Source organism: Natronolimnobius sp. AArcel1 (assembly GCF_011043775.1).
Lineage (GTDB): Archaea > Halobacteriota > Halobacteria > Halobacteriales > Natrialbaceae > Natronolimnobius.
This window is the reverse complement of record NZ_JAAKXY010000004.1, coordinates 507,127-520,398: the sequence shown is the minus strand read 5'-3', so window position 1 is coordinate 520,398 and position 13,272 is coordinate 507,127. Positions and strand designations below refer to the sequence as shown.

The 13,272-nt window shown below is 58.6% G+C and carries 14 protein-coding genes, 2 tRNA genes and 1 pseudogene; 10 read left to right on the top strand and 7 right to left on the bottom strand.

What is annotated here, in order from left to right; genetic code table 11:
• Positions 1–65: 65 nt before the first annotated feature.
• Together G6M89_RS14940 and G6M89_RS14935 are read left to right on the top strand one after the other, a co-directional pair.
• Entirely contained in the window at positions 66–311 is a 246-nt protein-coding gene (locus tag G6M89_RS14940; RefSeq protein WP_165162617.1) for a hypothetical protein, read from the top strand.
• A 122-nt stretch (positions 312–433) separates the two neighbouring features.
• Positions 434–1,744: an NUDIX domain-containing protein gene (locus G6M89_RS14935; RefSeq protein WP_165162616.1), complete on the top strand. Its 1,311-nt coding sequence runs from the start codon at positions 434–436 to the stop codon at positions 1,742–1,744.
• 218 nt (positions 1,745–1,962) lie between these two features.
• On the opposite strand, the gene G6M89_RS14930 is transcribed toward G6M89_RS14935, so the two are convergent.
• Positions 1,963–2,370 carry a hypothetical protein gene (locus tag G6M89_RS14930; RefSeq protein WP_165162615.1) on the bottom strand — a complete coding sequence of 136 codons (408 nt, stop codon included), beginning with the start codon at positions 2,368–2,370 and terminating at the stop codon, positions 1,963–1,965.
• A 339-nt stretch (positions 2,371–2,709) separates the two neighbouring features.
• A complete protein-coding gene (locus G6M89_RS14925; protein ID WP_165162614.1) occupies positions 2,710–3,294 on the bottom strand; it encodes a hypothetical protein in 585 nt (194 codons plus the stop codon).
• 228 nt (positions 3,295–3,522) lie between these two features.
• On the opposite strand from G6M89_RS14925, the pseudogene G6M89_RS22870 reads away from it, so the two are divergent.
• Positions 3,523–3,761: pseudogene (locus G6M89_RS22870) on the top strand (IS5/IS1182 family transposase); the annotation flags it as partial.
• 137 nt (positions 3,762–3,898) lie between these two features.
• Here G6M89_RS22870 and G6M89_RS14920 read toward each other — a convergent pair.
• Positions 3,899–4,333, bottom strand: a complete 435-nt coding sequence (locus tag G6M89_RS14920) for a hypothetical protein (RefSeq protein ID WP_165162613.1) — start codon at positions 4,331–4,333, stop codon at positions 3,899–3,901.
• 213 nt (positions 4,334–4,546) lie between these two features.
• Positions 4,547–5,863, bottom strand: coding sequence for a polysaccharide deacetylase family protein (locus tag G6M89_RS14915; RefSeq protein WP_165162612.1), 1,317 nt, complete (start codon positions 5,861–5,863; stop codon positions 4,547–4,549).
• A gap of 381 nt (positions 5,864–6,244) precedes the next feature.
• On the opposite strand from G6M89_RS14915, the gene ddh reads away from it, so the two are divergent.
• The 3 genes from ddh (at position 6,245) to G6M89_RS14900 (ending at position 8,233) form a co-directional block, all read left to right on the top strand.
• Positions 6,245–7,174 (top strand): D-2-hydroxyacid dehydrogenase, encoded by a 930-nt coding sequence (gene ddh, locus G6M89_RS14910; RefSeq protein ID WP_165162611.1) that lies wholly within the window; start codon positions 6,245–6,247, stop codon positions 7,172–7,174.
• Between the two features lie 82 nt (positions 7,175–7,256).
• The gene (locus G6M89_RS14905) at positions 7,257–7,724 is read left to right on the top strand and encodes an NUDIX hydrolase (RefSeq protein ID WP_165162610.1); all 468 of its coding nucleotides are present in this window, start codon (positions 7,257–7,259) and stop codon (positions 7,722–7,724) included.
• Positions 7,725–7,816: 92 nt separating this feature from the next.
• Positions 7,817–8,233 carry a CopG family transcriptional regulator gene (locus G6M89_RS14900; protein WP_165162609.1) on the top strand — a complete coding sequence of 139 codons (417 nt, stop codon included), beginning with the start codon at positions 7,817–7,819 and terminating at the stop codon, positions 8,231–8,233.
• Here the strand turns inward: G6M89_RS14900 and G6M89_RS14895 are convergent.
• The gene (locus G6M89_RS14895; RefSeq protein WP_165162608.1) at positions 8,230–8,685 is read right to left on the bottom strand and encodes a DUF5814 domain-containing protein; all 456 of its coding nucleotides are present in this window, start codon (positions 8,683–8,685) and stop codon (positions 8,230–8,232) included. The genes G6M89_RS14900 and G6M89_RS14895 overlap by 4 nt on opposite strands.
• Positions 8,686–8,847: 162 nt before the next feature.
• Here G6M89_RS14895 and G6M89_RS14890 point away from each other — a divergent pair.
• Both G6M89_RS14890 and G6M89_RS14885 read left to right on the top strand, forming a co-directional pair.
• Positions 8,848–8,919, top strand: a tRNA-His gene (locus tag G6M89_RS14890).
• Positions 8,920–9,273: 354 nt separating this feature from the next.
• Entirely contained in the window at positions 9,274–10,020 is a 747-nt protein-coding gene (locus G6M89_RS14885) for a hypothetical protein (protein WP_343162648.1), read from the top strand.
• Positions 10,021–10,031: 11 nt separating this feature from the next.
• Here G6M89_RS14885 and G6M89_RS14880 read toward each other — a convergent pair whose 3' ends face one another.
• On the bottom strand, positions 10,032–10,880 hold the full coding sequence (locus G6M89_RS14880; protein ID WP_165162606.1) for an aldo/keto reductase: 849 nt from the start codon (positions 10,878–10,880) through the stop codon (positions 10,032–10,034).
• A 210-nt stretch (positions 10,881–11,090) separates the two neighbouring features.
• Between G6M89_RS14880 and G6M89_RS14875 the strand changes: the two genes are divergently transcribed.
• Together G6M89_RS14875 and G6M89_RS14870 are read left to right on the top strand one after the other, a co-directional pair.
• Positions 11,091–11,840, top strand: coding sequence for a hypothetical protein (locus G6M89_RS14875; protein WP_165162605.1), 750 nt, complete (start codon positions 11,091–11,093; stop codon positions 11,838–11,840).
• A gap of 149 nt (positions 11,841–11,989) precedes the next feature.
• On the top strand, positions 11,990–12,676 hold the full coding sequence (locus G6M89_RS14870; RefSeq protein WP_165162604.1) for a heme-binding protein: 687 nt from the start codon (positions 11,990–11,992) through the stop codon (positions 12,674–12,676).
• 438 nt (positions 12,677–13,114) lie between these two features.
• Here the strand turns inward: G6M89_RS14870 and G6M89_RS14865 are convergent.
• Positions 13,115–13,188, bottom strand: a tRNA-Phe gene (locus tag G6M89_RS14865).
• Between the last annotated feature and the right edge of the window lie 84 nt (positions 13,189–13,272).

Below are 13,272 nucleotides of genomic sequence, written 5' to 3'. Positions count from 1 at the left end.
CTGTCGGTCTCGAGAACCTATATGTGTCAGCCCATCTAATATTCACTCATGGGTGTATAACGCGTATGTTCGAATTAGGACGAATACTAGCGGCGTTGGCGCTTTGTTCAGTGCCGATTCTCGTGTTGATTCGCGGCGCGCCGCGAATGGTTACGATTGCGTCTGGCGCAGCGTCTGTCTCTCTGTTGCTCGTTCTGTTCGTCTCTGAGTTTCCCGACGAATGGCAACTTCCTGTTGCAGGCGCAGCGCTTCTCCTCGCGCTCCCGAGTTTTCCCTACTGGATTCGAGCCGAGCGACGTACCGACACGTAGACGATGGCCCGTCTCGAGCCTGATTGACGACTGGCTCGAGTACTGACTGGAGACAAGTCGAACATCGCGTATCACTGGCGAATCCCGAAAGCGATTCCCCCGCGGCCGCCGTCGGTCGGCGTATGAGCGATGCGCACGATTCAGCGGGAGCGGGCGACGAAACGCACGTCGTCACCGCCTTCTGCCGCCACCGCGGTGAGGTACTGCTCTTGCGTCGCAGCGACGCCGTCGGCACCTATCAGGGCCAGTGGGGCGGCGTCTCGGGCTTCGCTGAGGGCAATCCCGACGAACAGGTTCGCGTTGAACTCCGCGAAGAGACTGGCCTCGAGGACGACGCCGTCTCGCTCGTCCGATCCGGGCGGCTAGTCCGGTTCGAAGACGACGCGCTCGAGGACGGCCGCGAGTGGGTGGTTCATCCCTACCTCTTCGATGTCACCGTCGACGACCCCGAAATCGAACTGAGCGACGAACACGACGCGTTCGAGTGGGTGTCGCCGACGGCGGCGCTCGAGGGCGTCGACCCCGATATTCCGACTGTCCCCGAACTCTGGACGGCCTACGAGCGCGTCGCGCCAACGGTTCGCTCGATCACCGCAGACGACGACCACGGCGCGGCGTATCTCTCGGTTCGCGCACTCGAGGTGTTTCGCGACCGCGCGGGCTTGTTGGTCGCAGAACGCGAGGAGAGCGAGGCGACGGAGTCGCCTCGGAATGGCGACCAGAGGACCCGTGAGTCCAGCGCCGACCCCGCCGGAGAGCGCGATGAACTCGCCGAACTCGCCAGCCGATTGCTCGAGTCACCCGCCGTTCTCGAGGCAGCCCACACCGGAATCGAGCGCGCGCTCGCGGCCGATGATGATGCGGCGGCAACGGCAGCCGACGCTATCGACGGGTCGGTGCTGACGCTTTCGCGCTCGGGCACCGTCCTCGAGGCGTTGCGCCAGGGTGAGCCATCGCGGGTGTTCGTCGCTGAATCCCGGCCTGCACGGGAGGGCGTCGCCGTCGCGGAGGAACTGGCCGCAGACGAGGAACTCGAGTGTCCGATTTCGGTTCACACCGATGCGGCTGTGGCCCACGTCCTCGCGACCGAGTCTGTCGACCGCGTCGTGGTCGGCGCGGACACCATCCGAGCAGACGGCGCGGTAGTAAACAAGACGGGGACGCGAGCCGCCGCTATCGCCGCCGCTCGAGAGGGGATTCCGGTGACGGTCGTCGCCGCGACGGACAAGGTCTCGACCCGAGAAGAACTCAACCTCGAGTCCGGCGACCGATCGGCGGTGTACGACGGCGACGCCGCTATCGACGTGCTGAATCCGACGTTCGACGTGACGCCGGCCGACTGCGTCAGCCAGTTTGCAACCGAACGCGGCACGCTCGAGGCCGACGAGATCAACTCGCTCGCCGAGGAGTTGCGCGACCTCGAGGGTTGGTAGCGTCCGGGACGGCGATTTCCCGTCCGTGAGCTTTTTGCGTCCGACACGCTTACTCCCGGTAGGTGGCGATGACGAAAGTTACCCCCGCTTAGCCCCTTGTGATGATACCTTTCACTGAGCCACCATCGTTCCGCTATACAGAGAGCCATCTACTTGTCTGCTGACTGTAGAGCAAGAATGCAAAAGCGAGTCACACGGTGCCCCGTGCGGATCGCTGATTATTCACCACTGGCCAAATACAGATAGATCGCACAGACTGCAAGCACCGCTTCAGCAGCTTTTGTGATCACTGCGAGTGGATTGAGATTGCCTTGCATGTAGAAGGCTTCCACACCCCATCCTTGGACCGGGAACAGTGCCACAATCGTTACAATCGCGTAGAGAGCCGCGACAATGAACAACCAGCGTCGCCAGAATTGGGTCACATAAAGAATAGCTCCACCGATAAAACCGAGACCGTTGAGAATAAAGAGAACAGCGAGTAGCAGGCTCATTTCGATCGCGTTCGTCGATGCCACCAGATGTAGTACACCCGTTATGAGTGCCATTACAATGGCGAGATACCCGATCGGATTTGATGGACGGTTCAAAATCGACTCGGGAGTCGGTGTACGATTTGTTTCCATATCCACAATATTGTGAAAAGCTCAGTATAGTGGCTTATGGTTCAATCAGCGAATCACGACAGTGATTGCCTTCTTTAAACGAAAAACTCCCGCCTATGAACGAATCGCGGCTACTAGTGGCTTTTAATTACATTCATCACTAGTTATGGCGTTTCCTCAAGATTGCATAACAGAACCACTCGTACATCGCTATCCTGCCTCTCTGTCTTCGTGCTGACTATGCGTCCCATATTCAGCAGTTGACTTTTCGTGATTTTATCTTGTCACGGATGCAGCAGCTGATCGGTAGCGTTGTGTATTGAGCGATAATACTCGCCCAGTTCATTGAGACGAGACAGGCTAGCAGAGTGCTACACGATACACCAATACGTAGTCTCGGCCACGATAGTGTACAAAATTCTCACCCGTATCAATTTTCGCCTCTACTTCCTCTTCATCAACACCTATGTTGGTCGGGTAAGTCCCTGTCGCCGTATTAACCAGCCTGTTGTCATGGTGGGTCTGCTCTGCCGGATTGATTTCATCCCGAAACTCCTCGCTGTCTGCTTCGTATGCCTGCTCAAGAACACCGTCAATTGAATCTACCTCAACAAGCCCATCAGCCTCTGCGTCCAGTGTTGACTCGCCATCAGGGACCGTTATCGCCGGGAACACCTGAATGTCGCCGCTCGGGTCACAATCGTGTTCGTCGCTGGCTTCATCTTCTGCAACAGACTGTGGCTGTTCATCATCTTCATCTCCGTTGTTGGTCCCGGTGCTCTCCTCGTCGTTCTGTTGATTCTCATCCCTAACACATCCTGCAGTGAGCACAATTCCTGAGCTACCGAGAGCGGCGAGTACGGTTCGTCGGGTGGAGGGCATATCGTTCCTTTCGTCTGAATAATAAAAATTACCCCGGTCAGTCAACTGGCCGTCGAGTTGCACTAACACCACCACCTACCGCAGTCGCCGATCACAGGCGACTCTCACATCTCGAGTCTCGCAGCCACCCCACGACCAGGCAGGGGCGATGACCGTCGTCCTCGGCCCCGGCGATGCCTACGCCAACCCGTGTGGCTGTCGAATCATCCCTAACTCGAGTCTGGCGTCCGACCCACCAGACGTTCGCTTCGATCTCGAGTAACACGGGGTCACATTTTTTGACGGGAACTGCGGTTCGCCCGTCCCGGAGTGATTCGCCCGCTGATCTCCCATCGTAAGGTCTCATCACTGCAAAACACGTGGGATGCTTGGTTGGGTACTGAACGCGGCGACCAACGGAGCCAGAGCGAAAGGTGAGCTCTCGACTTACGCAAGGAGACGGTGCGTTCGTCCGGTCACGACGCTGGTGGAAACAGTTTCGTGAACTCGCCGGTGCGTGTCTCATCCACAATTTCGACCGTGCCCTCTAACGAGCAGTACTAATCAGGAAAAATCATATTAGTAGTCAATTCCCCCAATAATTGTCAAGAATTGGTTGCTGAATGCAGAGGACAGGTGCAGTACGGGATCGGTGTTTGTTTTCATACCGATTAGGTGAATGGCCTACTCACACGAACTGCTCACTGATTAGAGTGTGAAGCCTCTTCGGAAGGGTCGATCCCGTCATGCGAACGAGTTCACTAATACCCAGCATGATCCCACCGATAACTGTCAGGTAGACCCCGATTCCAGCGATGAAATAGCCTTTAATTCCCCACTCAACGAGAAACGAGGTGGCTAATACTATCGCAGTGGCCCCCACAAAACCACGGAACATCCCCGTATTGATCCAGGGGACCTGAAAGAGTAATCCAAGACAGGCGAGCGTAGCAAGGGGAACCAGTAAAAATCCCCATATCTCGAATCCCGGATCGAGTCCGACTGGTCGGAAGAGAAGTTCGTCAGGTGATGCAAACGGATTTGAGGCAACCCAAGGCAGATATGCACCGAAGGCGATCAAACCGACACCAACCCACGTCCCTGCTTGGTGTCTGGGGGTCATTGGTGAAGCTGAGAGACGCTCTCTTGTAATCTTTCTGTCGCTGTGGCCACATTGTGCTGACCAGCCCCAACAACCCTGACTTCACTCCTCTTCCGCACCACATTCGCGTCCTCTGTTCACCAAGACAACATAAACGGACGAGTGCGAGATGGTGGACACCGCTTCGAGCGCCTCGAGACGACCACTTTCCCTCGAGCCGCGTTCTCGAGGCTTCTAAGGCGCCGTCTCCTCGCTCCCTCGATAGACGAACTCGTCCGCGATTTCGGCCGGCGTGATCAGTTCGATCTCGCCCGCGTCAATGAGTTCTGAGAGGTGTGCAGCCGTCTCCTCGAGCGCATCGGCGTCGTCGTCGTCCATCTCGTAGAACGTGATCGTTGTGAGTCCGCCGTGGGTCGCCGTCCAGTCGATTGCGTCGATCATCTGCTCGGCGGTGAGGTTCCGCCGGTCGACGCCACCCGAGATGCGAGTGATGGTAAGCGGGCTGGTCGCGTACGCCTGAGCCCGGTGGCGACCCGAAAAGCCGAGGTCGTAGTGGTCGCCGACGATATCGAGCATCTCCTGGTCGAACTGGCCGCCGGGGAACGCGAAGTATCGCGCATCGTCGTAGCCGCGCTCGTCGAACCACTCGAGCGGGGAGAGAATGTCCGACTCGAGCCGGCCCGAGTCGACCTCGTGGAGGTGCTGATGGCGTGCGCCAACGGTGCCAAGCGACCAGCCGGCGTCGACGAGGTCGGCGAGTTGCGCTTCGGTTAGCCGGTTGCCCTCGGCCGAGTCGTTCGGCCGAATCCTGTCGGTGGGGACGAACGTCGACGCCTCGAGGTCGTACTCTTCGATGATCGGATACGCGTGCGTGTAGTCCGTCTCGTATCCGCCCTGGAACTGGAGCAGCACGCGGCCCTCGGTGATCCGGGGGACGAAGTGGAGGTCGTCGATCCAGACGTCGCGTGCCTGGCTGGCGCTCCAGTCAGATACCGCGATCTCGGTGATCGCACTCAGGTCGGGGTCGCCGTTGACGTCCGTGTGCCCGAAGTTCCGCCTGATGAACGGGTAGCCCTCGCGGACGTTCTGTTTGAACTGAAGAGTGTCCCCGCTTTCGTCCCGGAGGTGGATCACTGGATTCGCCATCTCGTCGCTCGCGAGCGCGAGTGCGGGGGCGGCCCCGCGGATGTCGATCGGTTCCGAGAGTGCCCGTCTGATCATGACCTGCTCTTCATCGTCGGACGATCGGAGGCGGGCGGACTGCGTACCCTCAAACGTGCGCTCGGTGTCCGCTTCGAGGTCGCCGGTAACCGCTTCCCACTGTCCGAGGTCCTCGAAGTCATCGAAGGTACCCAGTATCCCCACCGCTTCATCTGTACTATCGTCACCGGGGTCATCTTCACCGGCAGTATCCTCGCCGCCATCGGCATTGTCTCGGTCGTCATCATCGGTGGGGGGTTCGTCTTGTGTGCTCTGTGCTGAGTCGCCGATACAGCCCGAAAACGCGGTGACTGCGAGTGCCGATGTCGTGAGATAGGAGCGCCGTTTCATACGAATGTCTATCAGTCTGAAACTCGATTCAGTATCCTTGTTATTGAGAGACAAGCACCGGACTCGTCGGAGTAAATGCAGACTGAATCCTGTCGCCTGAAACACACAAAGTCTGTCCGATGCGGATACTCGAGGCGGAAACGACCAGTGGATCGAGTCGATAGACGAACTCTTCGTATTGGAAAGCTACACCCACGCCCCAGCGAAAACGAGTCTCGACTGGCTGATTCGCACCGGGAGAGCCCGTCAGTACGAATTCCGTACAGCGAACTGACCTGAGCACGTAGTGACCCCTTATTCGATTCCGACTGAACCGGCCGGTTGGCGATACCGTGGTGGGGAACACAAACGTTCAACCGTAGCTCTGCCGTATCGACGACTATGCAGTTCGACCTCGAGCGAATCGGTGTTCACGAGTCAGTTTCGCTGGTCTTTCCACCCGCTGAACTGGTTGAGAACCTTTCCGAATTACCCGTCGCAGTCGAGGTTGTCGGCGACGACGAACTCACCGCCTGTGACGCAATTGTCACACTCGAGCACCGCGAGGAGGTTCTCGAGGTTGACTGGGTCCACTCCATTCAGGCCGGTGTCGACCGCTTCCCGTTCGAGGCGTTCGCCGAGCACGATGTTGTGCTCACCAATAGCACGGGAATTCACGACCGATCTGTCGGCGAGACGGTGGCGAGCTATCTGCTCGCGTTTGCGCGTCGGCTTCATACACACGTCGCCGCTCAGCAGGAGCACCACTGGGGTCGCCCGGCGTGGGACGAGGCGTTTACCCTCCCCGGAACGACCGCTTGCGTTGTCGGCACGGGCACACTCGGCAGCGGCGTTGCCGAGGTGCTCGGTGCGCTCGGCGTTCGTGTTACCGGTGTTCGTCGCTCCGCCGACCCCGTCCCTGGTTTCGAGGAAATCTACGCCAGCGAGGACCTACTCGAGGCCGTTTCCAACGCCGAGTTCGTGATCGTGACGCTGCCGCTCTCGGATGAGACCGAGCATCTGATTGATGTTGACGTTTTCGAGGCGATGGACACGGACGCCTACTTCGTCAACGTCGGCCGCGGCCAGGTCGTTGACGAACCCGCGTTGATCGACGCCCTCGAGTCCGGGTCGATTGCGGGCGCGGCGCTGGACGTCTTCGAGTCCGAACCGCTCCCCGAGGAGTCGCCGCTGTGGTCGATGGACGAGGTAATTGTCACACCACACTGTGCCGCATTTACCGAGGACTACTTCCGAGATATCGGTGATCTGGTTCGTGAGAATGTGAGCCGACTCGAGTCCGGCGAGGCGTTCCACAATCGCGTGGTTTGACGTATCGTTGCGGACGACCCGACCCTGTCCAGTTTCACTCCGGTTTGCTCGGTTTGAACACCAGTCCCCGACGTGTACCCGTATGGAGACGACGCGTCACTTCACCACGACTGTCTACATCGTCAACGATGGCGCAACGGCGCTGCACGAACACGAGCGATTGGGGATAACGATTCCGCCTGGCGGCCACATCGACCGCGACGAACTCCCACACGAATCCGCTCTTCGAGAGGTACGAGAAGAAACCGGCCTCGAGCCCACGCTCTTCGACGATCCCGAGACGGTCGATTCGCCCGCCGGACGAGCGCTCCCCCAGCCACGCCACCACATGCTCTATGACATCAACGTCCACGACGGCCGAGTCGGCCACCAACACATCGATCTTATCTACTACGCGACGGTCTCGAGTCGTGATCTCTCACCGGCCGACGGTGAGGTCGGCGAAGACGCGTGGGCGTGGTACTCGAAGGCAGACCTCCGTCAGAGTTCTCTTGATCGCGATGTCGTGACGTTCGGCTGTGAAGCAATTCGAGCCGCAAGCGAGTTGTGAGTCTCCCGACAATGCGTGCACTCGTCGCGTGGAACACGTAACACGTCGTGAACGATTAAGTACCAGGACCACGCACCAACAGGGAGAGACGAATGGGCAACAAGAACAAGACGATCTCGTTTCGCGTCAGCGAGGAGGCCTTCGAGTCACTGCAAGACATCGCCGAAGAGCGTGACATTTCCCTCTCTGCAGTGTTTCGAGACTACGTCGACCTGCTCGTCGACCACGACGGACAGGTAACCGTCGTTCCCGACGACGAACTCAGTGGCGGAACTATTGAACACGACGGCGAGGGCGAAGAAATCGCGTTTCCACCCTCCGTGGAAGTGCCGAAGAGTTTCATCCGCGAACACGAACGCCTCGAACTCGAGGCCGACCATCTCCGCGAACAGTTGGACGAGTACAAATCCTACGTCACCGAGTTACAGGACCGACTCGAGGACGAGCAGAACGAAATCCTGTTGCTCGACGATTTAGACGAAGAAGACGAGTCCTATCAACTGCGCTAACGCGCTAAATTCTGCTTTGTCTGGCGAATTTCGTCCTGTTTGTCGTCTGCGCCATCAACGCCTGCCAGTCCTTCTGCCGCCTCGAGCGTTCGGACGCCGTTATCGAGAAATGAGAGTACGTCGCCGGGATAGGCATACACCATGTAGTCGTCGGACATCACGTCGACGATTGCGTCGGGGCCCATCCCCTGTGCGCGCAACTCGAGCAGATACTGGATGAACTTTCGCTCTGGGCAGCCACAGTAGGGATTGTTGTCACAGCCACAATCGAGGAAGTCACTCGAGAAGTCGAGGACCCGTTCTTGGGTTGCGTCATCGAGTTTCTCGAGGCCTTCGCCCTGAAACAGGATGTCCAGCGTTGCGCCTTTGAACGCCCCCTTCGGGATCGAGGTCTCGAGTTGGGAACTCAACTGCTGGTGATTCTTGATGTAGATCTTATCGGTGATGGCCACGCGTTGGTGGTCCCTACGAGCGTGTTGGCGAAAAACGTCCCGGTCGACACTCCGGATGGCGGATCGACGCGCTCGAGTCGTATGCGACAGTGAGACACGCGAGGCGTCCTCGAGTCGTAACGTATTTTAGGTTGACCGGACCTACATAAGCACGTAAGCGTGTCCGGGTTGGGGTAGTGGTTATCCTTCAGCCTTGTGGAGGCTGAGACGCGGGTTCGATTCTCGCACCCGGACTTCCTTCGGCGAACAAATCCGTGAGCCGAAGGAATCGTCAGAGAATCGAACCAGAGAGTGACGCGAGCAACGCGAGCGGAACGACCGTGGTTCGATTCTCGCACCCGGACAGTTTCACAGCAACTGTTGAGTAACAAACTCACCCAGAGACGTCATCCAATCTCGAGTCGATACAGCGAGACATAAAGCACGAAATCGTTCAGACGAATTATTAACTCAGTATCCCCACACTGTCCGGGTGAGATGGGGAACCGTTGTCACAGTGAATCAGATCCCCAATCATCTCGTCGAGCGCTTCTCAGTTCGGTTGGTGCCGTCAGCAGCGTTTCTATAATCGGTTCCGTCAGCGGTTCAGTGACCGACTGGATGGGTGACGACGGCGACGGAATACCAACCCGGAAAAAGCGGTCCTCATCGTTCCACCAGCAACTCGAGTCGATCTACGGACCTGGACAGGTAGAGTCGCTCGAGGTTGGGCGGCCCGAATTGCTGATCGATGTTCGGTACATTGGCGCTACACGGATATTCCCCACGACGAAGCAGTTGGTCGTGGACCGGTTCCGCGAACATGGCATTCACGCCCAGTGGCTCGATTATCCACAGCGATACAATCGGAGAGTGCTCGCGGAGACGTATGGCCGGTCAGTCGAGGACATGTTGCTTCGATCTGGAAGCGTGTACAGCAACGAAATCGAGGAGTTCCTCAAAAATACGGCGCTGCAGTTGTTCGTCGTTCCCGGCACAAGTGTCGACCCAGACCAACGCAAACGAGTCTATAGCCGTTGGCTCGATCGACTGGGCGTTGGGATCGATGGCTACGTTAACGGGTTCAGTGCTGGAAACCGAGCCGTCGTCGCCAACCGCCACGATCGATTTGAAGAGGCACGCCTCGTTCTCCACGAACTCACACATCTCGTGCTCCCACACGATACCGATCCTGAAAATACGGGTGTCATGGGGACCGGCGATGAACTCGACCTATTGGATGCTGAATGGGAACGCCTGCGAGCGAATCTCGCAAACGTTCGGGATACGACCGGCTACGATTTCGCCCTTCGGCCCTGTCTTGTACGCGAATACCTCCTGCGCAGCCTCGAGTAACAGGGTACGCGCTACTCGGACTCGAGGTCGGTCACTCGCTGGACCTCATCAGCCGAGAGCGAGAGCTGTGAGGCGGCGATGTTCGACTCGAGATGGTCCGGGTCGGAGGTGCCCGGAATCGGCAGGACGACATCTGAGTGAGCAAGCAGCCAGGCAAGGCCGACCTGCCGGCGCGTCGCATCGTGGGTGTCCGCAATCTCGTCGAGCGTCTCACCGTGTTCGTCGAGGTCGTCGCCGTTGATCGGCGCCCACGGGATGAAGCCGATGTCGTGTTCCTCACAGACCTCGAGGACGTCCGCACTCGAGCGATCGCCGATGTTGTATCGGTTCTGGACCGTCGCGACATCGACGTGGTCGCGCGCGGTCTCCAGTTGCTCGACGGAGACGTTGCTAACGCCAACCTGATCGACGAGGCCGTCATCCTGGAGTTCGGCGAACGTCTGGATAGAGTCCTCGTAGGGGACGTCGTCATCGGGCCGGTGGAACTGGTACAGGTCAATGGTGTCGGTTCGGAGCCGGTCGAGCGAGGCCAGCACTTGATTTCTGATGTAGTCCGGATCGCCGTGAGCCAGCCACTCGCCCCCGCGATTGCGGAGTAACCCTGCTTTCGTCGCGACCAGCACATCATCTCGGTCGCCCAGTGTTTCTCCGATGAGTCGCTCGCTCACTCCCGGGCCGTACGAATCCGCGGTATCAATGAAGTCAATTCCGGACTCGACCGCCTGCTCGAGCACAGCGTGTGCGGCGTCCTCGTCGTCCGGTGGGCCGATAATCTCCTCGCCACAAAGACGCATTGCACCAAAGCCCAGTCGATGAATCGTCGTTCCGCCGATCTCGAACGTGTCACTCTCGTTTTCCATTGTGAACACGGAGACCTATGGACGGCAGTCGGATAGCTGTTAACCGTTTGTTTGCACCGTTGGTTCTCAGCACACCTCCCATACTTGTCCCGCTGTGTCAGTTCCGACCCCCGCTGTCGACTCACGCTTACGCTGAATCTGACCGCTCACCGTTGTCTACGAGACCAACAATAACGAAACAATCACTACTTGTGATTTGTGACTGTCAGTATGAAGCGACGTACCCTCCTGGCTCTGGCTGGCACCGCCACCCTCACGTTCGCCGGCTGTCTCGAGTCTCAGGCAGACGAACCTGCCGACACGACTGACGATACCAAGGCAGCTAACTCGAGCGATGGCGACTCGAGCACCGAACGGGAAGACGACTCAACAGACTCGAGTGAGTCCGGCTCACCGACAGCAGTCGTCAACGCGTTTGTAACCGCCGTGGCGAACGACGACGTGGACACAGCACGCGATCAGTTACACCCGGACGGACCCATCGCCGAGGACCTCGACCGCGACGCGATCAAGGCGGGCAGCATCGACGCACACGAACTGGATGTTCTCGAGGAGGATGACGAGGAAGTCGTTCTCGAGGCTGTCTGGACGGTCACAGACGACTCGACCGGTGACCACGCAGCGGAGACTCCGCTCGAACTTACCCTTCGACAACACGAACAGGCATGGCGACTGTGGGCTCTCGAGGGCGAGCAGGACACGACAGCCACAACGCCACAGGCCGCCCTCGATGTCGATATCGATTCAGACGCCCAGACAGCGACGGTTATGCTCGTTGCAATCAACCGCGCAGACGACTTTGCCGTTACTGGCCCGGACACTGCCGACGTCTGTGACGGCTCACTCGAGGCGGTCGGTGACTCCTGTACGGTCGAGGGGCCGGGCAAGTATGCCGTGACCGCCTGGTACGATACTCCTGACAACGAGGCCGTCATTACGACGTTCGAAATCGAGGAATAACTGCTCGGTTTCGTCCTGTTTGGGTGGTGATCTGCTCGAGGTCTCCACACGACACGCGGGTGTTACGGACAGACGAATCGACCGACTCACGACGAGTTCGACTGTCATCCTGAAAAAAGAGCTATGGCTGTTCCAGCCGAACTATTCGTATGGTCCGAAACTCCGCTATCGTCGGGGGCGTGGTCGGGGGCGCGCTGGCCGCTGCCGGCGCTTGGACGCTCTATCAGCGAACCACGACCGACACCGTTCCGTACACGGCCGTCGCTCACATCGACGACGTCGAACTCCGGCGTTACCCTGAGCAGGCCGTCGTCGAGACGGTCGCTCCCTCCGAGAACGCGGCGTTCCGTCGGTTGTTTCGGTATCTCAGCGGTGCGAACGACGGTGGGGAGGACCTTTCGATGACCGCCCCGGTCGAAGTAGACGGCCCCGGAACGTCGCTCGAAATGACTGCGCCCGTCGAGGTCGAGCCAACTGAGCGGACGATTCCGATGACCGCGCCCGTTGAAACCGGCCGCATCCGCGGCTCTGACAAGGTCCGAATGGCATTCTACCTCCCTACGGAATACGATGCAGATTCAGCTCCACGGCCCACCAACGACGCTCTGTCGGTTGTCAACGTTCCCGAACGAACACTCGCCGTCAGGCGGTTCACGTGGCGGGCCACGGACTCCCGCGTTGCTCGCGAAGCCAACCAGTTGCGAGAGACGCTCGAGGCTGCCAGCGTCCCCCTCGCCGGCAAACCGTTTTTTATGGGGTACGACGCTCCCTGGTCACTGCCGTTCCTCCGGCGCAACGAGGTCGCTGTGGAGGTTGACGCCCACGGCAGGCTCTGACTACTCACTCGCTCCACTCACAACTTGCTCTTCAGTCGAGCACGGTCGCTTCTCGAGTGGGTCTCGCGTAAAAGCGTGATAGTGTCTCCCGGATTGTGCACTACGCCCGAGAACCTGCTCGTGGTTCGAGAGAGCAAAGCTCTCTCGTTCAAATCCTTCAGAATCCGTCCGGCGTCAGTTTTTGCACCGGTTCGCTCCGCTCACCGGTTTGAAACATGCCGCCTCCCGGATTTGAACCACGCGAACACCTCGCTGTTGCTCGGTGTTCTCTAATTCAAATCCGCTCGAATCTCATTACTGTCACTCACGAGTTGTTCGCGGCAGAAATGCCGCCTCCCGGATTTGAACCACGCGAACACCTCGCTGTTGCTCGGTGTTCTCTAATTCAAATCCGCTCGAATCTCATTACTGTCACTCACGAGTTGTTCGCGGCAGAAATGCCGCCTCCCGGATTTGAACCGGGGACAGCTCGATCTTCAGTCGAGTGCTCTCCCAGTCTGAGCTAAGGCGGCTTACCCAAACCTCGGTTGATCATATAAAAAAGGATTTCGAATCAAACCTGCCGTTCGACCCTGTCTCTTAGAGGCATGATATCA

Coding starts and splice junctions, on each gene's coding strand:
- G6M89_RS14915 (WP_165162612.1), bottom strand. CDS start 5,863: ATGAAACGGCGCTCCTATCTCACGACATCGGCACTCGCAGTCACCGCG.
- G6M89_RS14870 (WP_165162604.1), top strand. CDS start 11,990: ATGGTCCGAAACTCCGCTATCGTCGGGGGCGTGGTCGGGGGCGCGCTG.
- G6M89_RS14880 (WP_165162606.1), bottom strand. CDS start 10,880: ATGGAAAACGAGAGTGACACGTTCGAGATCGGCGGAACGACGATTCAT.
- G6M89_RS14900 (WP_165162609.1), top strand. CDS start 7,817: ATGGGCAACAAGAACAAGACGATCTCGTTTCGCGTCAGCGAGGAGGCC.
- ddh (WP_165162611.1), top strand. CDS start 6,245: ATGCAGTTCGACCTCGAGCGAATCGGTGTTCACGAGTCAGTTTCGCTG.
- G6M89_RS14930 (WP_165162615.1), bottom strand. CDS start 2,370: ATGGAAACAAATCGTACACCGACTCCCGAGTCGATTTTGAACCGTCCA.
- G6M89_RS14935 (WP_165162616.1), top strand. CDS start 434: ATGAGCGATGCGCACGATTCAGCGGGAGCGGGCGACGAAACGCACGTC.
- G6M89_RS14875 (WP_165162605.1), top strand. CDS start 11,091: ATGAAGCGACGTACCCTCCTGGCTCTGGCTGGCACCGCCACCCTCACG.
- G6M89_RS14905 (WP_165162610.1), top strand. CDS start 7,257: ATGGAGACGACGCGTCACTTCACCACGACTGTCTACATCGTCAACGAT.
- G6M89_RS14940 (WP_165162617.1), top strand. CDS start 66: ATGTTCGAATTAGGACGAATACTAGCGGCGTTGGCGCTTTGTTCAGTG.
- G6M89_RS14920 (WP_165162613.1), bottom strand. CDS start 4,333: ATGACCCCCAGACACCAAGCAGGGACGTGGGTTGGTGTCGGTTTGATC.